Origin of the sequence: Streptomyces exfoliatus (assembly GCF_000725545.1) — a bacterium.
In the GTDB taxonomy this organism is placed as follows: domain Bacteria; phylum Actinomycetota; class Actinomycetes; order Streptomycetales; family Streptomycetaceae; genus Streptomyces; species Streptomyces exfoliatus.
The window spans coordinates 114,680-139,200 of record NZ_JNZP01000011.1 but is presented as its reverse complement, the minus strand read 5'-3'; the positions used below and the strand labels follow the sequence as shown (position 1 = coordinate 139,200).

25 protein-coding genes are annotated in these 24,521 nt (G+C 74.0%); 11 read left to right on the top strand and 14 right to left on the bottom strand.

Translation table 11 applies throughout. The features are described from left to right. Positions 1 to 44 precede the first annotated feature (44 nt). A complete protein-coding gene (locus IO20_RS37600) occupies positions 45 to 380 on the top strand; it encodes a CU044_2847 family protein (protein WP_051874563.1) in 336 nt (111 codons plus the stop codon). A gap of 15 nt (positions 381 to 395) precedes the next feature. On the opposite strand, the gene IO20_RS0113825 is transcribed toward IO20_RS37600, so the two are convergent. Next, the gene (locus IO20_RS0113825; protein WP_245684945.1) at positions 396 to 1,289 is read right to left on the bottom strand and encodes an ABC transporter permease; all 894 of its coding nucleotides are present in this window, start codon (positions 1,287 to 1,289) and stop codon (positions 396 to 398) included. Positions 1,290 to 1,440: 151 nt separating this feature from the next. Between IO20_RS0113825 and IO20_RS41365 the strand changes: the two genes are divergently transcribed. Next, positions 1,441 to 1,941 carry a cache domain-containing protein gene (locus tag IO20_RS41365; RefSeq protein WP_245684944.1) on the top strand — a complete coding sequence of 167 codons (501 nt, stop codon included), beginning with the start codon at positions 1,441 to 1,443 and terminating at the stop codon, positions 1,939 to 1,941. A 45-nt stretch (positions 1,942 to 1,986) separates the two neighbouring features. Here the strand turns inward: IO20_RS41365 and IO20_RS0113815 are convergent, their stop codons facing one another. The 6 genes from IO20_RS0113815 to IO20_RS0113790 form a co-directional block, all read right to left on the bottom strand. Next, entirely contained in the window at positions 1,987 to 3,630 is a 1,644-nt protein-coding gene (locus IO20_RS0113815; protein ID WP_030552286.1) for an extracellular catalytic domain type 2 short-chain-length polyhydroxyalkanoate depolymerase, read from the bottom strand. A gap of 170 nt (positions 3,631 to 3,800) precedes the next feature. Beyond that, complete coding sequence (locus IO20_RS0113810; protein ID WP_030552287.1) at positions 3,801 to 4,121, bottom strand: cupin domain-containing protein; 321 nt, start codon at positions 4,119 to 4,121, stop codon at positions 3,801 to 3,803. Positions 4,122 to 4,195: 74 nt separating this feature from the next. After that, the gene (locus tag IO20_RS0113805; protein ID WP_245684943.1) at positions 4,196 to 5,527 is read right to left on the bottom strand and encodes a M20 metallopeptidase family protein; all 1,332 of its coding nucleotides are present in this window, start codon (positions 5,525 to 5,527) and stop codon (positions 4,196 to 4,198) included. Between the two features lie 85 nt (positions 5,528 to 5,612). After that, positions 5,613 to 7,262, bottom strand: coding sequence for an acyl-CoA dehydrogenase family protein (locus tag IO20_RS0113800; RefSeq protein ID WP_030552289.1), 1,650 nt, complete (start codon positions 7,260 to 7,262; stop codon positions 5,613 to 5,615). Further along, complete coding sequence (locus IO20_RS0113795) at positions 7,246 to 7,863, bottom strand: TetR/AcrR family transcriptional regulator (protein ID WP_030552291.1); 618 nt, start codon at positions 7,861 to 7,863, stop codon at positions 7,246 to 7,248. Before IO20_RS0113795 ends, IO20_RS0113800 begins: the two co-directional genes overlap by 17 nt. A 114-nt stretch (positions 7,864 to 7,977) precedes the next feature. Next, positions 7,978 to 8,562, bottom strand: a complete 585-nt coding sequence (locus tag IO20_RS0113790; RefSeq protein ID WP_030552293.1) for a TMEM165/GDT1 family protein — start codon at positions 8,560 to 8,562, stop codon at positions 7,978 to 7,980. Between the two features lie 298 nt (positions 8,563 to 8,860). Between IO20_RS0113790 and IO20_RS0113785 the strand changes: the two genes are divergently transcribed. The 5 genes from IO20_RS0113785 to IO20_RS0113765 all read left to right on the top strand — a co-directional run bounded on the left by IO20_RS0113785 (position 8,861) and on the right by IO20_RS0113765 (position 15,537). Then, on the top strand, positions 8,861 to 9,496 hold the full coding sequence (locus IO20_RS0113785; protein ID WP_030552295.1) for a TetR/AcrR family transcriptional regulator: 636 nt from the start codon (positions 8,861 to 8,863) through the stop codon (positions 9,494 to 9,496). Next, on the top strand, positions 9,493 to 11,004 hold the full coding sequence (locus IO20_RS0113780) for an MFS transporter (RefSeq protein WP_030552297.1): 1,512 nt from the start codon (positions 9,493 to 9,495) through the stop codon (positions 11,002 to 11,004). The genes IO20_RS0113785 and IO20_RS0113780 overlap by 4 nt, the downstream gene beginning before the upstream one ends. 1 nt (position 11,005) lies before the next feature. Continuing rightward, the gene (locus IO20_RS0113775; RefSeq protein ID WP_030552299.1) at positions 11,006 to 12,115 is read left to right on the top strand and encodes a PP2C family protein-serine/threonine phosphatase; all 1,110 of its coding nucleotides are present in this window, start codon (positions 11,006 to 11,008) and stop codon (positions 12,113 to 12,115) included. Between the two features lie 109 nt (positions 12,116 to 12,224). Further along, the gene (locus IO20_RS0113770) at positions 12,225 to 14,198 is read left to right on the top strand and encodes a CocE/NonD family hydrolase (protein ID WP_245684942.1); all 1,974 of its coding nucleotides are present in this window, start codon (positions 12,225 to 12,227) and stop codon (positions 14,196 to 14,198) included. A gap of 166 nt (positions 14,199 to 14,364) precedes the next feature. Next, positions 14,365 to 15,537 (top strand): alpha/beta hydrolase family protein, encoded by a 1,173-nt coding sequence (locus IO20_RS0113765; RefSeq protein WP_030552303.1) that lies wholly within the window; start codon positions 14,365 to 14,367, stop codon positions 15,535 to 15,537. 16 nt (positions 15,538 to 15,553) lie between these two features. Here the strand turns inward: IO20_RS0113765 and IO20_RS0113760 are convergent, their stop codons facing one another. The 4 genes from IO20_RS0113760 to IO20_RS0113750 are packed head-to-tail and all read right to left on the bottom strand — an operon-like array spanning position 15,554 to position 18,644. Next, positions 15,554 to 16,138 carry a nucleosidase gene (locus tag IO20_RS0113760; RefSeq protein WP_245684941.1) on the bottom strand — a complete coding sequence of 195 codons (585 nt, stop codon included), beginning with the start codon at positions 16,136 to 16,138 and terminating at the stop codon, positions 15,554 to 15,556. Between the two features lie 10 nt (positions 16,139 to 16,148). After that, positions 16,149 to 16,349: a hypothetical protein gene (locus IO20_RS38520; protein ID WP_078946072.1), complete on the bottom strand. Its 201-nt coding sequence runs from the start codon at positions 16,347 to 16,349 to the stop codon at positions 16,149 to 16,151. Positions 16,350 to 16,389: 40 nt separating this feature from the next. Continuing rightward, positions 16,390 to 17,778, bottom strand: coding sequence for a VWA domain-containing protein (locus tag IO20_RS0113755; protein ID WP_030552307.1), 1,389 nt, complete (start codon positions 17,776 to 17,778; stop codon positions 16,390 to 16,392). Further along, complete coding sequence (locus tag IO20_RS0113750) at positions 17,775 to 18,644, bottom strand: AAA family ATPase (protein WP_030552308.1); 870 nt, start codon at positions 18,642 to 18,644, stop codon at positions 17,775 to 17,777. Before IO20_RS0113750 ends, IO20_RS0113755 begins: the two co-directional genes overlap by 4 nt. Before the next feature lie 179 nt (positions 18,645 to 18,823). Between IO20_RS0113750 and IO20_RS0113745 the strand changes: the two genes are divergently transcribed. Then, the gene (locus IO20_RS0113745; RefSeq protein WP_245684940.1) at positions 18,824 to 20,002 is read left to right on the top strand and encodes a PP2C family protein-serine/threonine phosphatase; all 1,179 of its coding nucleotides are present in this window, start codon (positions 18,824 to 18,826) and stop codon (positions 20,000 to 20,002) included. Positions 20,003 to 20,138: 136 nt separating this feature from the next. Further along, positions 20,139 to 20,504: a luciferase domain-containing protein gene (locus IO20_RS0113740; protein ID WP_030212422.1), complete on the top strand. Its 366-nt coding sequence runs from the start codon at positions 20,139 to 20,141 to the stop codon at positions 20,502 to 20,504. A gap of 117 nt (positions 20,505 to 20,621) precedes the next feature. Here IO20_RS0113740 and IO20_RS0113735 read toward each other — a convergent pair whose 3' ends face one another. Continuing rightward, the gene (locus IO20_RS0113735) at positions 20,622 to 21,137 is read right to left on the bottom strand and encodes a PaaI family thioesterase (protein ID WP_030552312.1); all 516 of its coding nucleotides are present in this window, start codon (positions 21,135 to 21,137) and stop codon (positions 20,622 to 20,624) included. Between the two features lie 112 nt (positions 21,138 to 21,249). Here IO20_RS0113735 and IO20_RS0113730 point away from each other — a divergent pair, with 112 nt between their 5' ends. Further along, positions 21,250 to 21,717, top strand: coding sequence for a winged helix-turn-helix transcriptional regulator (locus IO20_RS0113730; protein WP_030552315.1), 468 nt, complete (start codon positions 21,250 to 21,252; stop codon positions 21,715 to 21,717). Positions 21,718 to 21,805: 88 nt separating this feature from the next. After that, positions 21,806 to 22,678 (top strand): YhjD/YihY/BrkB family envelope integrity protein, encoded by an 873-nt coding sequence (locus tag IO20_RS0113725; RefSeq protein ID WP_030552317.1) that lies wholly within the window; start codon positions 21,806 to 21,808, stop codon positions 22,676 to 22,678. Positions 22,679 to 22,680: 2 nt separating this feature from the next. Here the strand turns inward: IO20_RS0113725 and IO20_RS0113720 are convergent, their stop codons facing one another. After that, the gene (locus IO20_RS0113720) at positions 22,681 to 23,505 is read right to left on the bottom strand and encodes an ABC transporter permease (RefSeq protein ID WP_030552319.1); all 825 of its coding nucleotides are present in this window, start codon (positions 23,503 to 23,505) and stop codon (positions 22,681 to 22,683) included. Next, positions 23,502 to 24,410 carry an ATP-binding cassette domain-containing protein gene (locus IO20_RS0113715; RefSeq protein ID WP_030552321.1) on the bottom strand — a complete coding sequence of 303 codons (909 nt, stop codon included), beginning with the start codon at positions 24,408 to 24,410 and terminating at the stop codon, positions 23,502 to 23,504. The genes IO20_RS0113720 and IO20_RS0113715 overlap by 4 nt, the downstream gene beginning before the upstream one ends. Positions 24,411 to 24,521 lie beyond the last annotated feature (111 nt).

Genomic DNA, 24,521 nt, shown 5'->3' with positions numbered 1-24,521 from the left:
CTGACGGCCTGTCCGCCCCCCACACCGACCGTCGGGAGCTTTCGATGACGGACATCACCCGGGTCGACGTCGGGGACGCGACCCTCTTCGTGGAGGCGCGGCGCCTGGACCCCGACACGGACCTCGAAGGACCCGGCGGGCTCGAAGGGCTTGAAGGGCTCGGCGGGCGCCTGCCCGACCTGTCCGCGGTGACCGAGGCGCTCGCCTCCTTCGCCGGACAGATCGGGGACGCCCTCCACCGCGCGGCCCCGGACCGTGCGACCGTCGAGTTCGGCTGCCAGCTCGGCCTGGACGCCGGCAAGCTCACCGCGCTGGTCGTCCAGGGGAGCGCGCACGCGAGCCTGCGCGTCACCCTCGAATGGGAGAAGCGGTCCGGCTGAGCGGGACGGGCACCGTCACACCCGCCCGCCGCCCGTCGTGTCCGAGGACAGCCGCTGAGCGGCGTGGATCGGCACCACCGAGAGCAGCACGAGCGCCGCGGCCACCACGTTGACGACCGGGGCCTGCTGAGGGCGGGTCATGTTGTTGCAGATCCACACGGGCAGGGTCTGCACACCGGGGCCCGCCGTGAACGTCGTCACCACGATCTCGTCGAAGGACAGAGCGAACGCGAGCAGTCCGCCCGCGAGGAGCGCCGACCGCAGCAGCGGGAAGGCGATGTCCCAGAAGGTGCGGAAGGTGTGCGCACCCAGGTCCATCGCCGCCTCCTCGTAGGAGCCGGGCAGCCTCCGGAGCCGGGCCACCACGTTGTTGAAGACGACCACGATGCGGAAGGTCGCGTGACCCACGACCACGGTGAACATGCCGAGGCCCACGCCGAGCGGTTCGAGGACCGTGCCGAAGGCGGAGTTCAGCGCGATGCCGGTGACGATGCCGGGCAGCGCGATCGGCAACACCACGGCGAAGGAGACCGTCTCGCGCCCGAAGAAGGCGTACCGCTGCACCGCGAAGGCGATGAGGGTGCCGAGGACGAGGACGAGGGCGATCGCGGTCGCGGCGAGCCCGGCCTTGACCGAGGTCCACAGCGCCGCACGGGCCCGGCCCGCGGGCCGCGCGGCGACACCGCTGACACCCCGCGCACCGTCGGGCGCACGGGGGCCAGGACCCCCTCGGAGGCGGCACGGGGCGGGAGCGAGGTGCTGGGCGACGTCGTCGAGCGTGTACGGGGCACGCTCGACGAGGTCTTCGCCGCCGTCGCCGCGACCGGCGCCGACACCAGCGCGCTCCTCGCGGACCTGTCCCGCTCGGGCGGGTCCCGCCCCGACCGGTCCCGCCGGCCGCTCCCACACCGTCCTGTCCCGGGCCGACGAGCCCCGCTCCGGGCGGGAGCCGCTCGTCTCCGACCTGGCGGCCCTGAGGCCCGGGCTGCGGGCCAGGCTCGCCGCCCACCCGCTGGTCCCCGGCCTCGGCTTCGTCGCCGCGCCCGGCCTCCTCGGCGATGTGCCGGGCTGGTTGGAGTGGTGGCAGCGCGGACCCGGAGGAGCCGTCAGGCCACTCCTGCTCGACCTGGATCCCGAGCACTCCGCGTACTCCGACTACACCCACTGGGACTGGTACACCCTGCCCCGCGAGACCGGCAGCCGCGCCGTCGCCGGGCCGTACGTCGACTACCTCTGCTCCGACGAGTACGGCCTCACGCTCTCCGAGCCGGTCACCCTCGACGGCCGTTTCGTGGGAGTGGCCGCCGCCGACGTCTACCTCCGCCACTTCGAGGCGGCCGTGCTCCCCGCGCTCCAGCGACTGCCCGCACCGGCCCGGCTCGTCAACGCGCGCGGTCGGGTCGCCGCCTCCACCGACACGGCCCACCTCGTCGGATCCCTCACCAAAGGGCCCGACTTCGGCGCCGTCCTCGCGGGGCCGCCGGACGGGCGGCACGCCGACGGGCTGCGCCTGCTGCCCTGCGCGGGCACCCCGCTCGTCCTGGTCACCGCCGAGAGCTGAGAGAGCGGGGCGGGGCCCGTCGCGGGCCCCGCCCCGACCCCGCCCCTACCGGTACTCGACCGTCAGGGTCACCGGCGTGTCCCGGTTCACGAACAGGTACGCCGTCGCGGCGGGCGCCGACGCGAAACCGAGCCTGAACTGCGTGACCCCGCCCCGGTTCAGCGCCGCGAGCGCCTCCGCCGAGAGATCGGTCGACACCGCGCTCCCCGACGAGAACGCGTCGATCCGTGCCGCGCCCGCCACCGAGGCCGCCGCCGACCAGTCCGCGGGCTCCACCGCGCATCCCCCGAAGCAGCCCGTGCGCACGTCCACCAGGAGCCGGTTGCCCGCGGGGGACGCCCAGGGATCGCCCGAGCCGCTCGACCGGGTCACCGTCAGCCAGGCCCGGGTGATCACCTTGCCGACCGGGATCCCCGAGGTGTCGAAGGAGACGAGGGACCGGTTCACCTTGCCGTCCGTGCCCCTGCCGAGCGCGAGCCCGGACAGGTCCTCCAGGGTGCCGACGGCCGCCCCCGAGCCGTCCGCCGCCGCCTTCACGTACCCGTCCTGGGCGTCCGTACTGGACAGGACCGTACGACCGGACGTGGGAGGCGGCGTCCCGGTGCCGCCGCCTCCCAAGGCCCGCACCATACCCATGACCGCTTCGATCTGCTTCCCGCCGTGCCGCGCGTACGCCGTGTCACCGAGGTAGCCCCACCAGTTCCAGCAGCCGTTCGGGTTCTCCAGGGTCGCGGTCGGTGCCGCCTGCGGATAGAGCACGATCATGTCGTTCGTGTCGGCGTACTCGTTGAGGTACGCGTTCTCGACGAACCGGGTCCCGAACCCCTGGTACGCGTACCCCTGCTTGCAGCCGTGCAGTGCCACGAGCAGCCGGCAGCGCGCCCCCTCGGCGCAGGACGACGGCACGTACGCGAAGCCCTCCCCGCCCATCGAGAGCGCCGCCGCCGAACCATCCGGCGCGTACAGGTTCTGGTCGAAGCGGATCAGCGAGCCGCCCGTGCCGGACCCGGGCGCCGCGACCGATCCGAAGAGGTGGCCGAGAAGCGCTCCCTCCGCGTCGATCCCGCAGTTGTTCAGATACGGACTCTGCGTCACCGTGCACGAGTTGGGGCCGAGCGGGGTGATCCACGCGTGCCCCGCCGCCGTCGACCGGTCGTACCGGACGCGGGCTCCGAAACGGCCGTAGTAGTCGGCGAGCGCGTCCACCACGGGCCGCTTCACCGTCGCGTCGCCCGCGCCGCTGAAGACGTACACCGGGTCACCGGCCAGGTTCGCCACCGGGTCGACCTGCCCCTGCGCCGACCGGTCGCGGGTCGTCTGTTCCAGGGCGGCGAGCTGGAGGTTCTGTGTCGTGTCCATACAGGCGTTGAGCGCCGTGGCGAGCTGCCCGCGGGCGCAGTCGTACGGCCCGGAGGCGAACACGGCGGATCCGTCGAACGTGCCCGAGTACGCCACGTGCAGCTGGGTGGCCATGTAGCCGCCGGACGACACGCCCGCACTGAACACGGAGTCGACGTCGTACGCCTGGAGCGTGCCCGGCACGGGCGGGGGAGCGGCGGCCGCGGCCGGGACCGCGGTCGGGAGCAGGGCCGCGGCGGCGCACAGCAGCACCGTCGCGAACCGGCGCGGCCCGCGGAGGCGGGCGGGACGGGGCAGGCGGGATGGACGGGATGGACTGGGTGCACGCATGGGGGCTCCCGGGCGGCTCGTTCCTGACGGAGGGTCGGCCGGGACGCTACGGGTGGTACGGGACCGTGCTCCATGGGCGAGGACGCCACAAACAGGCCCGCCCGGTATGGCGGCCCGTCACCTGGCAGGCGCGCTCGGGCCACCGGCGGCGAGCCGCGAGGACCCGCGCGTCAGTCGTTCACCGCCGTCAGGAGCACCACCGCGTCCTCCAGGGCGCTGAGCCCGTGCCGCTCCTTGGGGATCATCCGCAGCGTGCCCGACGAGAGCTCCTCCGCCCATCCGGCCGCCGTCAGGTTCACCCGGCCCCGCAGCACCTGGAGGCTCGCGGCGGGGGGTGCGTTGTGCTCGTCGAGGGACGTGCCGGAGGTCATGGCGATGACGGTCTGCCGGAGCACCCCGTCGTGCACCACGAGATGGGCGCTGCGCCCGTGCGGCGCCGTACGGGCCGCGGCCAGGTGCTCGTCGGCGAGGGCGGTGAGATCGAGCTGCATGTCTCTCCCTGCGGGTGCGCGGGCGGATACCACCAGCCTCCCGTGTGGCGTCCGGCGCGCAACTCGGAGGCCGGTCAGCCGGCGGCCCGGGGCACCAGGGTCCCCGCCAGATGGTCGTACGCCACGTGCGCGTGCAGCCGGACACCCGTGACGAGGGTGTCGTCGTCCGCGTAGAAGTGCGGATTGTGGTTGGTCACCAGGCCGCGGCCGCCCGGCACGGGCACCGGCCGTCCGGACGCGTCCAGGGTCGCGTCCTGGACGCCGAGCATCACGTACAGGCCGCCGAACCTGCTCACGAACTCGGAGACGTCGTCGTACCCGAGCGTCCCGCCCGTCTCCACCACCCGCTCCTCGCCCACCACCCGGCGGAAGGTGGGGAGCCCCGCCTCGACCCACGGCCCGCTGTTGTGCACGGGAGGGACCGACTGCAGGTACTCCACCGTGGCGGTCGCCCCGTACGCCGCCGCCGAGTGCTCCGCGAGCGTCGTCAGGTGGTCCTTGACCCGCGCCATGTCGGACTCCACGGCACAGCGGACGGTGCCCCACAGCGTCACCGTCTGCCCCACGATGTTGAAGCGGCCGACGTCCTCGACGTGCCCGATCGACACCGTGATCGGATCGAAGGCCGAGACCTGCCGGTACAGCTGGCCGATGCCCGTCAGGACCGCGCCCACCGCGGGCATCGGGTCGACTCCCTCCCACGGAGTGGAGCCGTGGGTCTGCTTGCCGGTGACGACGATACGGACGAGGGCGGAGGCACCGTACTGGTTGCCGACCCTGTATCCCACGTAGCCCTTGGGATGGGGTGTCACGTGCAGCCCGAAGGCCATCGTCGGCACGGGGTCGGCGAAGGCGCCCGCCTCGACCATCGCCCGGGCCCCGCCCTCCTCGGTCACCGGAGGGCCCTCCTCGGCCGGCTGGAAGACGAAGAGCACCGTGCCCGGCAGCCGGTCGCGGACGCCCGCGAGCACCGTCGCCGCTCCGAGCAGCGCCGCCGTGTGGCAGTCGTGGCCGCAGGCGTGAGAGACGGGGAACGGGCCGCCCGGATAGTCCGAGTCGACCGTCTCGGCCGCGAACTCCGTCCCGCACAGGTCCTTCACCGGCAGTGCGTCCATGTCCGCCCGCAGCGCCACGACCCGCTCGCCCGCCCGCGCCCCGCGCAGGACCCCCACGACGCCGTGCCCGGCGATGCCCGTACGGACCTCGTCGAGACCCAGGGCCCGCAGCCGGTCCGCCACCAAGCGCGCGGTGTTGACCTCACGGTTGGACAGCTCCGGGTGGCGGTGCAGATGCCGGCGCCAGGCCACCACCTGATCCGCCACCCCGGCAGCCCGCCGGTCCAGTTCGTCGTGCATCGCCTCGCCGCCCAACGGATTCCCCTTCGTCCCGGCCGGAGCCGTGCTCACGGAACACGTGCTCCCTCAGGCTCGCATCCGGAGCCGGAATCCGTCACTCGGCGAGGTGCCCCTGAAGCCGGCCGAGGGACATCGCCTAGCCCACAAGCCCGGGCCCGCTCCGTTCGATGATCGCCACCGTGTCCACCCCCGCCGGCAGTGTGCCGAAGGCGAGGCCCCGGTCGCCGTCGAGACGCGAGGCGCAGAACGCGTCCGCGACGGCGGGGTGCCCGTGCCGTACGAGCAGCGAACCCTGCAGCACGAGGGCGAGCCGCTCGACGAGCCGCCGCGCCCCGTACGCCACCGAGTCCGGGTCCCCGAGCCCCGCGAGGTCCTTGCGGAGGCCCGCGACCGCCGCGTCCAGGCGCCGGTCGGCGCCCGCGCCCCGGTCGACCTCCGCGAAGTACGCCTCCACCGCCTGCGGCTGACGTGCCATGGCCCGCAGCACGTCCAGGGCGGCGACGTTCCCCGAGCCCTCCCAGATCGAGGGCAGCGGGGACTCCCGGTAGAGCCTCGGCATGCCCGAGTCCTCGACGTAGCCGTTGCCGCCCAGGCACTCCAGGGCCTCGGCCGCGTGCGCGGGCGCCCGCTTGCACACCCAGTACTTGGTGACCGCGAGTCCGAGCCGCCGCAGCTGCTCCTCCTCCGCGTCGCCGCGCGTCGCGCGGTCCACCGCACCGGCGAGCCGCAGCGCCGCGACGGTGGCGGCCTCCGCCTCCACGGCCAGGTCGGCGAGCACGTTGCGCATCAGCGGCTGGTCGACGAGCCGCGCCCCGAACGCCTCGCGGTGGGTGGCGTGGTGCACCGCCTGGACGAGCCCGAGCCGCATTCCGGACGCCGAGCTGATCGCGCAGTCGAGCCGCGTCATGTTGACCATCCGGATGATGGTGGCGACCCCGCGCCCCTCCTCGCCGACCAGCCGGCCGAGGGCACCCTCGTACTCGATCTCGGAGGAGGCGTTGGACCGGTTGCCCAGCTTGTCCTTGAGCCGCTGGAGGCGGATCGCGTTGCGGCTGCCGTCCGGGAGCACCCGGGGCACCAGGAAGCAGGAAAGGCCCCCCGGCGCCTGGGCGAGGGTCAGGAACACGTCCGACATCGGCGCCGAGGTGAACCACTTGTGGCCGGTCAGCGCGTACAGACCGGGCTCGCCCGCCGGGACCGCCCTGGTGGTGTTGGCCCGGACGTCGGAGCCGCCCTGCTTCTCGGTCATCGACATCCCGGCGATGATCCCGCGCTTCTCCGTCGGCACCCGCAGACCGAAGTCGTACGAGGAGGAGGCCAGCAGCGGCTCGTACACCTCGGCCAGCTCCGGCTGGGCGCGCAGCGCCGGCACCGCCGCGTACGTCATGGAGACCGGGCACAGGTGCCCCGCGTCGGCCTGTCCCCAGACGAACACCTTCGCCGCGCGCGCCACGTGTGCGCCCGGCCGCTCGTCGCGCCACGGCGCGCCGTGGAGCCCATGGCGGACGGCCACGTCCATCAGCGCGTGCCAGTGGGGGTGGAACTCGACCTCGTCGATCCGGTGCCCGTACCGGTCGTGGGTGTGCAGGACGGGGGAGTGGCGCTCGGCGAGCCGCCCCCACTCCTGCGCCTCCGCGCCGCCGGCCCGTACGCCCAGGGCGCGGACCTCGCTCTCGGCCCAGCCGGCGCCCTCGCGGCGCAGCGCCTCCAGGAGGGCGGGGTCGGCGGAGACGTCGTAACCGGTCAGGGGCGGTACCTGGTTGGTGACCTCATGCGTGGTCGGCATCGGGGACTCCCAGTGCTCGCAGGGTGAAGGTGACGAGTGCGGGTACGGTGCCGGGCCCGACGGACCCCTCCGCCAGCGGGCCGACGAGCGCCTCGGCGCCCGCGCCGACGAGCGCCGAGGCCGTCAGGACCGGGTCCTGGGGCGGTAGCTCGCCGGAGCGCACGCCTTCCTCGACGCGTGTGGCGAACACGTCGCGGAACGCGCGCCTGAAGACGAGCCGCTCGGCGTCCACGGCCGGGTCGACCGGTTCCGCGAGCAGCGCGTAGGCGAGGCGCGGCGACTTCAGGGCCCGTTGCGCGAAGGTCTCGATGACGGCGACGACCCGCTCGGCGGCCGAACGGTGCCCGGGGTGCCCGGCCGCCTCGGAGACGGCCGCGACCTCTCGGCTCACCACGGTCCTGAACAGTTCCACGGAGAGCTCGGCCTTGCTGGGGAAGTGGCGGTACACGCTGCCGGTGGCGATGCCGGCACGGGCAGCGACGGCCGCCACCGTGCAGCCCGCGTAGCCCTGTTCGGCGAGGAGTTCGCGTGCCGCGTCGACGACGGAGGCGCGCTGGGCGTCGAGCCGGGCCTGGACGGCAGGGGTGCGTCGGTAGGGCATGGAAGGAGTGAAGCAGTGATTCACTTCTTCATCAAGAGGGGTGACGGTGCCCGAACGGCGGACGCCCCCACCCGAGAGGTGGGGGCGTCCGCCGTTCGGGACGAGCGACCGGTGTCAGCCGGTGAAGACCTCGGTCAGTGACCAGACGGCGAGGCCCGCCATGCAGACACCGCCGATGCGCTGCACGGTCTTGAGCGGTACGCGCTTGGCGATGAAGCGGCCCGCGACCAGGGCGAGCGCGGAGACGCTCATCAGGGCGGCGAGGGAGCCGATCGCCGTCGACCAGGTGCCGTTCGTGGCGGCCAGGTTGGCGGTGGTGATCTGGGTGAGATCACCCCACTCGCTGATGAAGACGGCCATGAAGGCGGTCGAGAAGACGGGCCAGAAGCCGGTGACCGTCCTGCCGCCCGCGTCGGCCTCGTCGTCGTCGCCCCCGCCGCGCAGCAGCATGAAGGCGCCGAAGCCGAACAGGAGGGCCGAGACCAGCTTCACGGACCAGCCGGGGAGCAGCCCGAGCAGGCTGCCGGCTCCCACGGCGATGGCGACATGGGCGAGGAAGGCGGTCGAGGTGCCGATCCAGACGTAGAGAGGACGCATGCGCGTGCCCATGGCGAGGGACGCGAACATCGTCTTGTCGGGAAGCTCGGCGAGGAAGATCAGCCCGAAGGCGGTGAGGATCGCCAAGGGGTCGAGGTGCATACCGGGGCTCTCTGCTCGGTCCGGGCCCGTGGACTCGGCACGGCGCCTCGGTGGGCGACGGGAGGACCACTCGGCCCGGCATGACGGACCACGCCCACGGAGGCGCGGACGCGGCTGATGCCTGGCCGAAGGTCTCGCCCGTCCGCGTCACACGCGGACCCGGTCACCGGGAACCCGAGGGCTCCAGTATGTCGACGACCGGTTTGCGGGGCTACTCCCCTTCGCTGTCCCTCAGTGTACCTGACCAGGGCGCGAGCACAGGTAGACACTGTCTACTTCCTCTTGGTAGACAGGGTCCATGCCAGACGAAACCGAAGAACCCCGAGCGGAACACCATGACCCCGATGGCGGCGTCGACGGCAGGGACAGCGGGCTGCGCGGTCGTCTCGTCCGCGCCGGCGTCGAACTCGTGGACACCGAAGGAGCCCAGGCGCTCTCCCTGCGCGAGATCGCCCGCCGCGCCGGTGTCTCCCACGGAGCACCCCGCCGTCACTTCCCGACCCACCTCGACCTCCTGTCGGCCATCGCCCGCCAGGGCTTCGCCGAACTGGCCGCCCGCGTCGCCGCCGAGGACCCGGAGACCGCCGCGCCGCGCGAACGGATCGCGATCCTCGCCCGCGTCTACCTCGACCACGCCGGGTCCCGGCGCGGCATGTACGAGCTGATGTTCCGCCACGACCTGCTGGAGAGCGGCCGCCTGGGGCTGCGCGAGACGAGCCTGCCCCTCTTCGCCCGCCTCACCGGTCTCGTCGCCCTCGTCCGCCCTGGCGCCGACCCCGTTCTCGTCGCGGGCGCGCTCTGGGCCAACCTCCACGGCATCGCCCAGCTGTGGCACTGGGGCAGCCTCCGGCTCGCCACCGGCGGCGACGATCCCGCCCCGCTGCTCGCCGCCGCCCTCGACGCCCACCTCGGCCCCGTGGAACCGGCCCGGTGACCGCGCGCCGCGCTCCCGTCCTCGCGTGCAGCGTCGTCGGCGCCGCCGTCGTCGCCCTGGACGGCACCGTCCTCACCGTCGCGCAGCCCGCCCTCCAGCGCGATCTTCACGCCGGAATCGACCAGGTCCAGTGGACCAGCACCGGCTATCTCGTGGCCGTCGCGAGCCTTCTGGTCTTCGCCGGCCGGCTCGGCGACCGCTACGGCCACCGCCGGGTCTTCGCGATCGGCGCCCTCGGCTTCGCCGCCGCCTCCACCGGCATCGCCCTGGCCCCCGGCATCGGCGCGGTCATCGCGCTGCGCGTGCTCCAGGGGGTGTGCGGCGCGCTCCTCCAGCCCGCCACCCTCGGCATGCTCCGTACGGCATTCCCGCCGGACCGGCTCGGGACCCCGATCGCCGTACGCACCGCCGCCATCGGCCTCGCGGCGGCGGCCGGACCACTCGTCGGCGGCGCGCTGGTCTCCGCGTACGGCTGGCGCGCGGTCTTCCTCCTGGGCGTACCCCCGACCCTCGCCATCGGCCTCCTCGCCCTCGTCACCGCGGAACGAACCGCGGAACGAACCGTGGAACGAACCGCGGAACGAACCGCGCGACCGGCCGGGGAGCGCACCGTGCGACGAGCCGCGCACCCGCCGGCCACGCCCCGGCCCTCCGGCTCCGGCCTCGCCGCGCTCGACCCCGTCGGTGCCCTGCTCCTCGCCGTCGCGCTCGGCCTGCTCGTCCACGGGCTCGTCGGAGCGGCCCGGCCCGGAGGCGCGACGGCCGGCGTGCTCGCCGTCGCCGGGGCCACCGTCGCCGGGGCCGCCCTCGCCCGACACGAGCGCCGGGCCGTGCGACCGCTGCTGCCGCCGGAGCTGCTCCGGAGCGTGCCCGTCGTCGCGGGCCTCGCCGTCCTCCTCGCCGCCTCGGCGGCGCTCTTCGGCACGCTCTTCGTGGCGACGTACTTCCTCCAGGACGTCCAGGGGCTCGACCCACTGGACTGCGCGCTGCGCGTTCTGCCGCTCGCGGTCCTGATGGTGCTCGGCGCGCCCCTCTGCCCGCCGCTCCAGCGGCGGTTCGGCCCCCGGCGCACGGCGACCGCGGGCGCCGCCCTGCTCACCCTCGGGGTGCTGCTGCTCGCCCGGCTCGACGCGACGGCCGGCACGGTCCCCGTCGGAGCCGCGGCCGCCCTGCTCGGCGCCGGCTTCGTCGTCCTGATGGTCACGGCGACCTCGGTCGTCGTCCACCGCGCCCCCGAGGTCCACGCCGGAGTCGCCGGCGGCCTCCAGCAGACCGCGATGAACATCGGGCCCGCGCTCGGCGTCGCCGTCGCGACCCTCCTGCTCGCCCTCGTCCCGCGCGGCGGATTCGTCCCGGCCGAGGGCGCCGCCCTCCCCGCGCTCGCCATGATCTCGGCCCTCGCCCTCCCGGCCGCCCTCGCCCTGCCGGGCGCCGACGCGGACCGAAGGAGGACACGCCGGGGGGCGACGTCACCACCGTCCGGACGCCGGGCCTGCGTACGATCATGAGATGCCCGACGGTCACCGGGGCCGTCCCGGCACAGCGACACGCACGCAGTTCAACATCGGTCGCGCGCTGCCCCTCCTGGTCCTGGCCCTGACGCTCCTCGCCGATCTGCTCACCCCCGACCAGGAGCGCTTCGACCGGCTCCTCGTCGCCGCACCCGCGCTCGCCGCCGTCACCTGGAGCGTGCGCGGGACGATCGGCATCGGGCTGCTCGCCATGGCCGCGCGCGTCCTGCTCACCCTCAATCGCAGCGAGCCGCACGCGTCCGCGTTCCTCGAGAGCGAGATCGTGATCGCGACCGTCACCGCGGCGGCGGCCTGGGTCAGCCGGGTCCGCACCCGTTACGAACAGGACCTGCGGGAACTCACCGCCGTCGCCGAAGTCGTGCAGCGCGTCGTGCTGCGCCCGCTCCCCGCCCGACTCGGCCGCTTCGACCTGCACCTGCTGTACGTGGCGGCGGCCGCCAAGGCCAGGATCGGCGGCGACTTCTACGAGGCGGTACGGGTCCCCGGCGCGGTGCGGATCATGCTCGGCGACGTGCAGGGCAAGGGCCTCGGCGCCGTCGAGACGGCCTCCGTCCTCCTCGGCTCCTTCCGCGCCGCCGTCAACGACGCCCCCGGTCTGGCCGCCCTCGCCGACCGGCTCGAAGAGGGGCTCGCCCGCTACGGCGCCTGGGACCCCGACTCCGACGCCGCCGAACGCTTCGCCACCGTCGTCCTCGTGGAGCTCCCCGACGGCGAGGACGTCGCACGGTTCCTCAGCTGCGGCCATCCCGCCCCGCTCCTCCAGCACGACGGCGAGGTCGGCCCCGTCCACTTCGCCGACCCCTCGCTTCCCGTCAACCTCGCGGGCCTCGCCGACTCGAGGCACCGCATCGAGCAGGTCCCCTTCGGTCCGGGGGACCGGCTCCTCCTCTACACCGACGGCGTCAGCGAGACACGCGACAGGGCCGGCACCTTCTACCCGCTCGAACCGCGACTGCGGGGGTGGGCGCAGCGGCCGGCCGAGGAACTGCCGACGCTCCTGCACAAGGACCTCGCCGACTACGGCGCCGGCGGCCTCGACGACGACGTCGCCGCCCTGCTCGTGGTCTTTCCGCCCGAGGCCCACTGACCCGTCCCGGTCGTCCCCAAACATCGACTTCAGGGCGGCTTGTGTCGTTCCCGACCGGTTGAGCGACACGTGCGCCGTTCGTGCGCTCTGTTCGCTCACCCCCGCATACGTGAGGCTTGCGACCGTCCGCGACGCGGACAGCCACCAGTCCAGTCGAGAGGAACGGGTGCACGTGCCCCAGGAGAACCCCTACACCACCGGCTCGTCGGAACACTTCCCCGGCTTCCATGACGTCACGGCGGGCCTGACCGCCGCCGAGACCTCCCGGATCACCGGACGCGGCCTCTGGGCCGCCGACGGAACGGTGGACCCCGGCGCCGTCAGGCTCGGCCAGACGCTCGCCAACGCCCTCCTCGCCACGTCCGACGACACCGACATCGCCGAGGCGCTGCTCCCCGCCGAACTCGCCGCGTTCGTCCAGGAGGTACGGGGCCTGGCCCTGCCCGCGTACCACCGCATCGAAGGGGCCGCGCCGGACGTCCGGCTCTCCGCCTTCAGCCTCCGGCAGCTCGCCCCGGGCCCGCACCCGCTCGTCGTCGTCCCGGCCGGCTGGACGCCCTTCGGCTGGCCCCTGTTCCTCTGGTCCTACCTCGTCCTCGCCCACAAGGGCTACGACGTCCTCGCCTACACTCCCCGGGGTCTCGGCATCCCCGGCCTGCCGTCCACCTCCAGTGGCTTCGTCGATGTCGCCGGGCCCCACGACTGGGCCGACGGCTCCGCCGTCATCGACTTCGCCGAGGACCACTTCGACACGACCGTCATCGGCTTCATGGGGGAGTCCTACGGCTCCGGCATCAGCCAGCTCGTCGCCGCCCACGACGAACGGGTCGCCGCCGTCGTCGCCCTCAGCACCTGGGGCAACCTCGCGACCAGCCTCTACGACAACAACACCCGCCACCTCGCGGCCGTGAAGGCCCTCCTCGCCCTCACCGGCGGGACGGTCGAGACCAAGTTCGACGAGGACAACCAGCGGATCCTCGCCGACTTCCAGGCCGACCGGAACCTGGACGGCGTCGTCGCGTGGGGCCGGCTGCGCGCCCCCGAGTCGTACCTCGACCTGACCAACGCCAAGGGCACACCCACCTTCTTCTCCAACACCTGGCACGAGAGCCTCTTCGCGGTCAACCAGACCCTGGAGACGTTCAACGGCCTGGACGTGCCCAAGCGGCTCAACCTCTGGATCGGCGACCACGCCGCGCCCGAGGGCCCCGCGCTCATCGGCCCGCCCGCCACACCCGGCGAGGTCAACATCCCGATGGCGGAGGCGTACGCCTGGCTCGACCACCACCTCAAGGGCGAGAGCAACGGGGTGGAGGACTGGCCGCAGGTCTGCAACCAGGTGATGTTCACGTACGTGACGGAACCGGTCCTGGACCCCGTGACCGGCGATCCGACCGGTGAGAACCGGATCGTCACGCCCGCTTTCCGGGAGACCAGCCCCGGCTGGAGCGAGGTCACCCGCGGCGTCGAGGTGTTCGGCCTCACCGGCGACGGCGCGGGCGGCGCCGACGGCCGCCTCCTCCCGGCGGCCGGCGGAGCGCCGGGGGCGGAGGAGACCGGCTGGCGGCGCGCGTTCCTCGCGGGCGTCGACACCGAGGCCACCGCCATGGACGCGATCATGAAGACCGGCCAGGCGGAGTGGGCGGGCAACCCCAAGATCTACGACACCCGCAAGATCGACCGGCGGCACGCGGTCGCGTGGACGACCGAACCGCTGGTCTCGCCCGAAGGCGAGGAGGCCGCCGGCCGCCGGGTCCGCGGCATCCCCCGGCTGCGCCTCACGGTCCGCTCCACCGCCACCTCCGCGAGCCTGTACGCCCATCTGCTGGACGTCGCCGAGGACGACACGGCCCGGATCATCAGCCACGAGCCTCTCAACGTGTACGGCCTGATCCCCGATCAGGACACCACCGTCACCTGGAGGCTCCAGGCGGCGGCGTACGACATCGCCTCCGGCCACCGGCTGATGCTCGTCGTCGACAGCAAGGACCCGCTGTACGGAGACGCCTCGGTCACCTGGACGCAGACCGGCATCGGCTCCCCGGAGGGCGACCCCTCCTTCCTGGAACTGCCGCTCGGCTGACCGCCGGAAGCGGTACGGCGGGCGGGTGCGCGGTTCGTTCGGGCGCGCACCCGCCCGTCGCAGGCCCTCGCGTGCGGGCACACCGCGCCGCATCCGTCGCTGGTCTGACGCGACATGAGCCCCCAGCAGGACGCGCTCTCCCTGCCGCGCTGCCTAGCGTGCCCCCATGAACCGACTCAGCGGGGCGGCAGCGGCCGCCCTCCTCGCCTGCTCCCTCGCGTTACCCGCCACCCTCGCCACGGCGGGCCCCGCCGCCGCGGACCCTGCCCCGGCCGCCGTCCCGGCCGTCACCCGCGTGGTGCTGCCCGCGCCCACCGGGCCGTACGCCCTCGGCCGGACCGTCCTGCCGCTCGTCGACCGCTCCCGCGCCGACCCCTGGGTCCCGAGTGCGGACGGCCGCGAACTGATGGTCACCCTCCACTACCCGGCCGCGCGGCGCGGCGGCGGACGCCCCGCGCCGTACGCCACGGCCGAGGAGGCGCGGCTGCTCGCCGAGCAGCTCGGGCCCGGCGTCTCCGGTGACGTGCTGGCCCGGACGCGCACGCACAGCAGGCCCGACGCCCGCCCGGCGCCGGGCCGTCACCCCCTGGTGCTGCTCTCGCCGGGATTCGGGGTCTCCCGCTGGACGCTCACCCACCTCGCCGAGGACCTCGCGTCCCGCGGCTACGTCGTCGCCTCCGTCGACCACGCCTACGAGTCGTACGGGATCAGCGTTCCCGGCGGCCGGACCCTCACCTGTGTCGCCTGTACCGCCCTCGACGAGGGCGGTGTGCACCCCGGCGTGGTCACCACGACCCGTGCCGCCGACGTCCGCCACGTCCTGGACCGGCTCACCGGTCCCCGTCCCGTCCGGCGGTACGCCGACATGATCGACGCGGACCGGATCGGCATGGCGGGTCACTCCATCGGCGGGGCGAGCGCGGCCACCGCGATGGCGGCCGATCCGCGCGTCGACGCCGGAGTCAACATGGACGGGGCCTTCTGGGAGGACCTCCCGACGGAAGGCCTGCGGGGTCGCCCGTTCATGATGCTCGGGACCCACGACGCCACGCATCTGCCCGGCGGGACCGACGCCACCTGGGACCGCACGTGGCCGGGCCTCGACGGGTGGAAGCGCTGGATCACGGTGTCCGGAGCCGAGCACTTCACCTTCTCCGACGCCCCCGTGATCACACGTCACTTCGGCCTGCCGCAGCCCGAGCTGCCCACCGAGAGGGCCGTCGCCATCACCCGGACGTACGTCGCCGCCTTCTTCGACCAGCACCTGCGAAGGCTCCCGCGCCCCGTCCTCGACGGCCCGTCACCGGCGAACCCCGAGGTCCACTTCCAGCATCGCTGACCGGAACCGAAGCCCCTCAGGAGCGGTACGGGGTGTTCGCCTCGGCCCAGTCGGCGAGCGCCCGCGCGCACTCGGCGACCGATTCACGCCAGGTGCGCGCGGCACCGTCGCCGGCCTCGTCGCTGACGTGCTTCACGATGCGCAGGGGCACCCCGGCGAGCTCCGCGGCCGCCGCGAGCGCGTAGCCCTCCATGTCGACGAGCGGTGCCCGCTCCGCGAGCCGGGCGCGGGCGGCCTCGTCCGAGATGAACGCGTCCCCGGTGGCCAGGACCACCTCGCCGCCGTCCGGCAGGGCGAGGGGAGCCCCGTACGTCTCGCCGGTCAGCGTCGCGAGGAGCTCGCCGTCGAGGTCGTGCTGCAGCACGGTTCCGACCACGTGCGTCCCGGTCCAGCCGGGCCGCAGCGCCCCGGCCGTCCCCAGGTTCACGATCCCGGCCGGCCGCGGGCCCCGGCCGAGGACGGACGCGAGCGCGGTCGCCGCGTTCACCTTGCCCATGCCCGTCAGCAGCACGGGCAGGTCCGTGTCCAGGAACTGCGCCTCCTCCTTGACGGCGAGGACGAGCAGCGGACGGTCGGACGAGATGTCTCCCAAGAGTTCCATGGGGGCCACGCTAGTTCGAGCGCCCGCCCGCCGTACAACCGAGACGCGAGGAGGCATGCCCGAGCCCCAGGTCAGCACGCCTGGCCTCGGGGCGGCAGGCCGGGGCACGCTGGTCGAGCCGGGTGTACCCGGCCGAGGCCAGGGCGCGCGTCGCGGGCGCGCCGATCGCGCGCGGGAAGTCGGTCTCCGGACGATCGGATCCGGTGGCCATGGAACGATCGCGTCACGGCGGCGTATGGACCCGCCCGCCGTCAGACCGGCAGCAGACGGCCGACCAGCGCCCCCAGCTGGCGGGCGTTCCGGCAGGGGCGCATGTCGACGAGACCGGCGTACGCCGGGGCCACCGAGTCGCCCGTGCCCCACAGCGAGGGCTGTTCGGGGTTGAGCCAGTGGACCCGCCGCGCCCGCGCCGCGATCCGTTCAAGGGCCGCGAGGTTCGGGTCCGAGCCGTTGGTGCGGGCGTCCCCGAGGACGAAGACGACCGTGCGCGGGCCGACGGCCTCCGCGTACCGCTCGGCGAACTCGCCCAGCGCCGTCCCGTAGTCGCTCTGCCCGTGCCATCCGGTCAGCTCCGCCTCCGCGAGGATGCGGTCGCCGAGACCCGCCGCGTCCGCCGAGCCCCGGGCGATCAGGCCGGTCACCTCGTCCACCCGATTGACGAAGGCGAACACCCGCACCCGGCTGAACTGGTCGTGCAAGGCCTGCACCAGCAACATCGTGAACTGCGCGAACCCGGCCACCGACCCGGACACGTCACACAGCAGGACCAGCTCGGGCCGCCGCGGAGGACGCCGCCGAAAGACCGGACGCACCGGAACGCCCCCGGTCGACAACGATCGCCGCAGCGTCCGCCGGAGATCGATCTCCCCGCGTGCCGCCCGACGCCGCCGTGCCGCGAGCCGGGTGGCCAGCTTCCGCGCCAGCGGCCGTACCGTCCGCCTCAGCTCGTCCAGTTGCGCGCGCCCGGCGAGCAGGAAGTCCACGGTGTCCGCCGTCCCCGCGACCGCACGGCGTGCGACCCGGTCGCGGCCCTGTCGCTCCGCGACGCGCCGCCGGGCCTCGGTCCGCACCCGCTCGCGGAAGGCCTCGATCCGCCGCCGGATCTCGTCGTCGAGGAGCCGGTCGGTGAACTCCGGGTCCTCCGGCGCGGACGCCGCCCGGTGGAGCTCGCGCACCCGGGCGAGCAGCGTCTCGGGGCGCAGCCGGGAGAGCGCCTGGTACGAGGACCAGCCGTCCGACCCGGGGCCGGAGCCGTAGCCGCCGAAACCGCCCACCGCCTCGGCGGCCAGCAGGTCGAGGGCGGCGTCGTCACCGGCGGTCAGGGCCTGGGTGAGCCGCTCGCGCAGCGCGGCGAGATCAGCCGGGGTGTGTCCGTACGTCTCCGCGGGTCCGGAGTGCCCGAGCGGGAAGTACAGGTCGAAGACCCGGTCGAAGACCGGCCGCTGTGCCTCCCCGTGCAGCAGGGTCGCCGCCAGCGCCTCCCGTACCCGCTCGCGGTCCGTGAATCCGACCGCTTCGAGCGCGTGCCCCGCGTCGACGCTCTCGCCCGTCCCGATCCCGAACCCGTGGTCGCGCAGCGCCCCCACCAGACCAGTGAGCCGTGCGACCGCCCCCGCCCCGGTCGGCTGCGCCGGGCTCACACCGCGTCCAGGTCGAGCTTGGCGGCGGCCTTCACGATGTCCTCCTGGTGCTTCAGGAGGACGCCCAGGGTCTCCCGTACGACCCGCTCGTCCAGGCGCTCGGCGCCGAGCGCGAGCAGGGTCCTGGCCCAGTCGATCGTCTCCGAGACGGACGGCACCTTCCGCAGGTCCATCGCTCGCAGCGCGCCCACGACCCGCACCACGGACGCGGCGAGCGCGGCGTCGAGCCCGGGGACCTTCAGGTTGACGATCCGGCGCTCCAGCTCCTCCTCGGGGAAGCCGATGTGCAGGAAGAGACAGCGGCGGCGCAGCGCTTCGGAGAGCTCACGGCTCGCGTTCGAGGTGAGGACGGTGAACGGGCGCCGCGTCGCCGTGATCGTGCCGAGTTCGGGGACCGTGATCTGGAAGTCGCCGAGGACCTCCAGGAGCAGGCCCTCCACCTCGACGTCGGCCTTGTCCGTCTCGTCGATGAGGAGCACCGTCGGCTGCTCGGACCGGATCGCGGTGAGCAGGGGCCGGGGGAGCAGGAACTCCTCGCCGAAGATGTCCGTCCGGGTCTCGTCCCAGGACTCGCCCCGCCCCGCCGTGATCCGCAGCAGCTGCTTGGCGTGGTTCCACTCGTACAGCGCCCGGGACTCGTCGACGCCCTCGTAGCACTGCAGCCGCACCAGGCTCGCGCCCGTCACCTCGGTCACGGCCTTGGCGAGCTCCGTCTTGCCGACGCCGGCAGGGCCCTCCACCAGCAGCGGCTTGCCGAGGCGGTCGGCGAGGAAGACGGTGGTGGCGACGGCGGGCGACGCCAGATAGCCGGTCGCGGCGAGCCGTTCGGCGACATCGTCGACGGAGCTGAAGAATCCGGTCGTCATGGCGGTCCCCCCGGGGAGCGAGATCTCGTACTGGCCAGTAGCCTCTGCTGTACTTGATCAGACCCGGCGCCGCCGCACAACCGCCCGCGCGAGCTCCGTACCGCGCGCGGGTCGCCACCCGCTGGTGCAATGGGGGAACCGGGTACGCCACCCGGGGACCGCGCGGCGGTGGAGGTGTCGTGGCGGAACAGGACGTGGAACGGGCCGAGGCCCTCCTGACCAGGGTGCGCGCCCTGGAGCAGGCGATCGGCGAGATAGGCACCACGCTCGACGAGACGAACACCTGCCGTGAACTCGCGGCCTTCGCCGCCCGCCACCTGCGCGCCGCCGCGGCCGTCGACGTGGCGACCGAGCCCGGCGCCCCGCTCCGCCGCGCCGCGCACGCGGAACCGACGACCTCCGGTCCCGAGCCGGTCCCGACGGGCGGCGGACCCGCCGCTCACGGTCACCCCCTGCCCGCTTCCGCGGCCGCCGCCCACCGGCTCTCCGTGTCTCTCGCCGTCCACGACGAGACACCCCTCGGGTCGGTCACCGTCAGCCGCACCGACGGCGAGCCCTTCTCCGGCGACGAGGCGGCCCTGCTCCGGCACGCCGCACGGCTCGCCGCCCGGCACCTGGCCCACGCCCGGCGCCTCGCGGCCACCGAGGACACCGCGCTCCACCTCCAGCGCGCCCTCGTCGCCGAGCCGGGCCGCCCGCACCCCAACCTGGAGATCGCCGGCGGCTACCTCCCGGCAGGGCCCCGCGCCCTCGTGGGCGGCGACTGGTTCGAGACGGTACGGCTCCACTTCGGCCGCAGCCTCCTCGTCGTCGGCGACGTCATGGGGCACGGCCTGGATGCGGCCGTCGACATGAACGCCTACCGCACCGCCCTCCGCGAGGTCGCCGCCACCGACCTGCCACCGCACCGGGTGCTGCGCCACCTCGACTCCGTGGTCGCCGAGGACGACGCCCGCCGCCCCGCCACCTGCCTGCTCGTCCGGGTCGACCCCGCCCGCGCCGCCGCGACCTTCGCCAGCGCCGGGCACCTGCCGCCCGTCGTGTTCGGCGCGGACGGCTCGGCGGAGCTCGTCGACCTCCCGGTGGGTCCGCCGCTCGGCACCGGCGTCGGTGGCTACGAACCGACCACCCGCCCGCTCCACCCGGGCGACACCCTGCTGATCTTCACCGACGGCCTCGTCGAGCGGCGCGGCGAGGACATCGACGTGTCCCTCGGCCGTCTCGCGGCCCTCCGGCTCCCCCCGGACTCCGGTCCCGGCCAGGTCGTCGACGAGGTCCTCCGACGCCTCGACGCGCACGGGGCCGAGGACGACGTGGCCGTCCTCGCGGCCCGCATCCGCGCCCGCGCACCGCAGTGACACCGAGTCACGTCCGCCCCACGGACCGCCGTGACGTGCGGTCACATCACCCCTGGCAGGGCCGTGTTTCACGCCTGAGCGGGATTCTTCCCGCAGGACGCTTGTGCGCGGCCCCGGGGCCCGGCACGCTCCTCGTATGAACACGGCCAGGCATGCCAGTGAACGTCTGATGAGCTGGCCCTCGCTGACCCCCGGCCGCGCCCATTGCGGCGCCGAGCTCGGACTGGGCACCGCGACGCAGGAGATCGTCCACTTCCACGGCGAGCACGAGGCCGACGTCCATCTCACCCGCGCCATGATCGCGAAACTGCGCCCGGCCCTCCTGGGGTCGACCGCGGTCCGGCTCCGGGCCGGTTCGGGCTGGGTGACGGTCCGACTCGACATCGGGTCGGACATCGACCTGCTGGCCACCCTGGTGAGCGCCGCCCTCCAGGCCAACGGGGTGCCCGACGTGGCCCCCGACGGCTGCACCCGCACCCGCCCGGTCTCCGGGATCCGCTGAGCCGGGTCCGGACACGAGCCGGGCGCGGACACGAGCCTGGCGCCGGACCCGCACCGGCCTCCGCGCGCACATGCCGAGTCCACGCGCGCGTACTCCCGGACTCCCCGTTCCTGGTTCCTACGCGCGCGTGCCCCCGGAACGCTCCGCCGGGACGGGGAACAGCATGCAGGTGCTGGTCGCGTGGGCGAGCAGCCGGTCCTCGGCGTCGTACAGACCCGCCTCCGCGAGCGCGGTCCTGCGCCCCCGCGACAGCACGGTGCCGATCGCCCGTACCTTGCCCGTGCCTGCGGTGAGCGGCCGGAGGAAGCGGGTCGACAGGTCGAGCGAGGTGTACGCCGTGCCCAGCGGGAGCGTCGAGTGGACCGCGCAGCCGGCCGCCGAGTCGAGCAGGGTCGCGAACACCCCGCCGTGCACGCTGCCGATCGGGTTGTAGTGCTCCTCGCCCGGTTCGAAGACGAACACCGCCCGCCCGTCCTCGACCTCCTCCAGGCCGAACCCGAGGAGCGCGGCGATCGGCGGACCGGGCAGACGTCCGGCCACCATCTCCCGCAGGAAGTCGAGACCCGCCATCGTCGCGGCGGCGCGCGCGGTGGCCCCGGCGTCCTCCCACTCGACCGTGCGTGACCGCCCCATGACCACTCTCCGCCCGCTGTGGCCGGCTGACTCCCAGCTGGCTCTGTGTGGTGAAGCTAGCTTCCGCGTCAGCTGACTGTCAACGACGCAGTCAGGTGGCTAGAGTGTGACGATGAAGTGGCTGGAGACGGACACGGAGAACTGCTCGGTCCGCCGCACCCTCGACCTCGTGGGCGAGAAGTGGACCCTGCTGATCGTGCGGGACGCCTTCAACGGCGTCCGCCGCTACGACGAGTTCCGCAGGCACCTCGGGCTCTCCGAGGCGGTGCTCGCCGACCGCCTCCGCAAACTGGTCGCGGCCGGGGTCCTGCGCGCCGAGCCGTACCGCGAACCCGGTGCCAGGACCCGGTACGAGTACCGGCTCACCCCCAAGGGCGTAGAGCTGTGGCCCGTACTCCTCGCCCTCAAGCAGTGGGGCGACACCCACGCCGGAGTGCCCGAGGGCCCGGTCCTCGACGTCCGGCACACCGACTGCGGAGCCCCCGTCCGGGTCGTCGTCCAGTGCGAGGGCGACGAACGGGCCACCCTCACGGCCCGCGACGTCACCGCCCGCCCCGGCCCGGGGGCCCGACCGCTCTGACCGTCCGCTCCGACCGCCCCGACCGTCCGGCACCCGTTCGGCCGCACCCCTGAGGTGTCCCGCCGTCCCGCCGGGTACGTCACGAGACATGCCCTCCACACCCGGTCCTCCGCACGACGGTGCCCCGACCGAACACGGCCACTGGATCCAGCGGTTCCACGCCCGCGCCGCCGCCTCGCCCGTCGGGCTCGCCTGGAACCGCGGCCGGGCCATGGAACTGATGCACCGCGCCATGGGCTTCGCGGCGCTCAGCCTGCTCACCCTCGTCCCGCTCCTCATCGTCGTCGCCGCGGCCGACCTCGCGAGCGGCCAAGGCTTCGCGCGCTGGCTCGTCCAGGGCCTCGGCGTCTCCGAGGTCTCGCAGGAGGAGGTCGAGCGGCTCTTCGGCCAGCCGGGACAGGCGCTGCAACGCACCACCGCCTTCGGCCTCGCCGCCCTCGCCGCGTTCGGCGTCACCTTCGGATCCGCCGTACAGACCGGGTACGAGCGGGTCTGGGACCTCCCCACCGCCCGCTGGCACACCATGTGGCGGCACGTCGTCTGGCTCGCGGTCCTCGTCACCGCCCTCCTCCTCTTCGTCGCCAACCCCGCACCCGCCGACGCCCCGGTCGTGATGACCGCCTTCGTCGCCCTCGTCGACCTCGTCGGCACCTTCTTCTTCTTCTGGTGGTCCCAGCGCTTCCTGCTCTGCGGCCGCATCCGCTGGCGCGCTCTCGCACCCGGGGCCGCCCTCACCGCGCTCGGCCTGCTGGGGCTGCGGATCTTCTCCCAGTTCGTGTTCTCCCCGCTCATCGCCTCGAACGCGGTGACCTACGGCCAGTTCGGCACCGTCCTCGTCCTGCAGTCCTGGCTCGTCGGCGTCGGCTTCGTCGTGTACGGCAGCGCCCTCGTCGGGCGCCTCGTCCACGAGCACCTCCTCGCCCGCCGCCTCGCCCGCAGCGGAGTCGGCGGTGCCTCCTGAGATCACTGGTCCCGGCGCCGCACCGCCAGTACCGTCACGGCCCCCGCGCCCGACGCCCACAGCGCGTACACCAGCCAGGCGCCGCCCGCCGTCCACGGGTACGGCCCCTCGACCGGCCCCACGGCCACCAGGCGCTGCCACGCGTGCAGCGGTGTCGCGTGGGCGAGGACCGCGGTGAGGTGACGGCGGTCGCCGAGGACCGACGGCAGCAGCAGGAGCAGTACGACCGAACCGACGACCGAGACCGCGCCGTGCCGCAGCAGCGCGCCGAGTGCCGCTCCGGTCAGCGCGCAGACCGGCGCGAGCAGCGCGGACGCCACGACGATCCGCAGCGCCCCGGGGTGCGTGAGCGGCAGCCCCACGCCCCGCTCGGCGAGCACCGCCTGCGTCGACCAGAAGGAGAGTCCCGCGACGACCGCCCCGAACCCGCTCTGCACGCCCGCCACGACCAGCAGCTTCGCCGCCATCAGCGAGCCCCGCGCCGGCACCGCCGCGAAGGTCGTGCGGACGAGACCGCTGCCGTACTCGCCGACCACCGCCACCGCCCCCATCGCGGCGGAGCAGAGGATCAGCACCATCGACGCGTTCCCCGTGAACGCGTCCCCCAGCGCCATCCCGTTCCGCACGAACCCGGCCCGGCCCTCCGCGTCGTACTGGAACCAGTAGCGATAGTGGTCCCAGGCGGTGCCGAGGTTGAAGGCGACCACGGCCAGGGTGCCGACCAGCAGCGACCAGCCCGTCGAGCGCAGCGACCACAGCTTCAGCCACTCCGACGCGATCAGGTCGAGGAAGCGGGCGCGGGGCTCCCGCACGGTGAGGGTGGTCATCGGGCGTCTCCTGCCGGGTATTCGACACTGTCGGCGGTCAGTTCCATGAACGCCTCCTCCAACGAGGCGGTCCGCGTGGTCAGCTGGTCGAGCGGCAGCCGGTGCTCCAGGGCGAGTGCACCGATCCGGGCGGCCGGCAGGCCCGTCACCGTCAGCAGACCGGACTCCTCCCGGACCTCCGCGCCCTCCGAGAGCAGCAGCGCCGTGAGAAGCGACCGGTCGGGCGTGCCGACGGTCACGCTCAGCCGGGCCCCGCGCGCCGCGAAGTCCGTGAGGCTCTCCGCCGCGATCAGCGCGCCGCGGCCGATGACGACGAGTTCGTCGGCGGTGTGCTCCATCTCGCTCATCAGATGACTGGAGACGAACACCGTGCGGCCCTCGGCCGCCAGGCGCCGGAACAGCCCCCGCACCCACTTCACCCCCTCCGGATCGAGACCGTTGAGAGGCTCGTCGAACAGGAGCACGGGCGGGTCGCCGAGCAGCGCGCCCGCGATCCCGAGCCGCTGCCGCATGCCCAGCGAGTACCCGCCGATCCGCCGCCCGGCCGCCGCCGTGAGGCCGACCTCCGCCAGGACCTCGTCGACCCGGGGGAGGGGGATGCGGTTGCCGCGGGCCAGGACGGCGAGATGCGCCCGGGCGGTGCGCCCGCCCTGTACGTCGCCCGCGTCGAGCAGCGCGCCGACATGCCGCAGGCCGCGTGGCCGGTCCCGGAACCGCCGGCCGTCGACCGTGACGGATCCGCTCGTCGGCGTGTGCAGCCCGAGGATCATCCGCAACGTCGTGCTCTTGCCCGCCCCGTTCGGCCCCAGGAAGCCGGTCACGACGCCCGGCCGGACCGTGAAGCTGAGCGAGTCGACGGCCGTCTTGGAGCCGTATCGCCTGGTGAGTTCCCTTGCTTCGATCATGTGCACCACCGTGCCGCCCCGACCAGGCGCCGGGCATCGGACCAGGACGGACAATTGGCGCCGGGGGCTGTCACCCCAGGTCGTACAACCCTGGTCCGATGACCCGCCCTC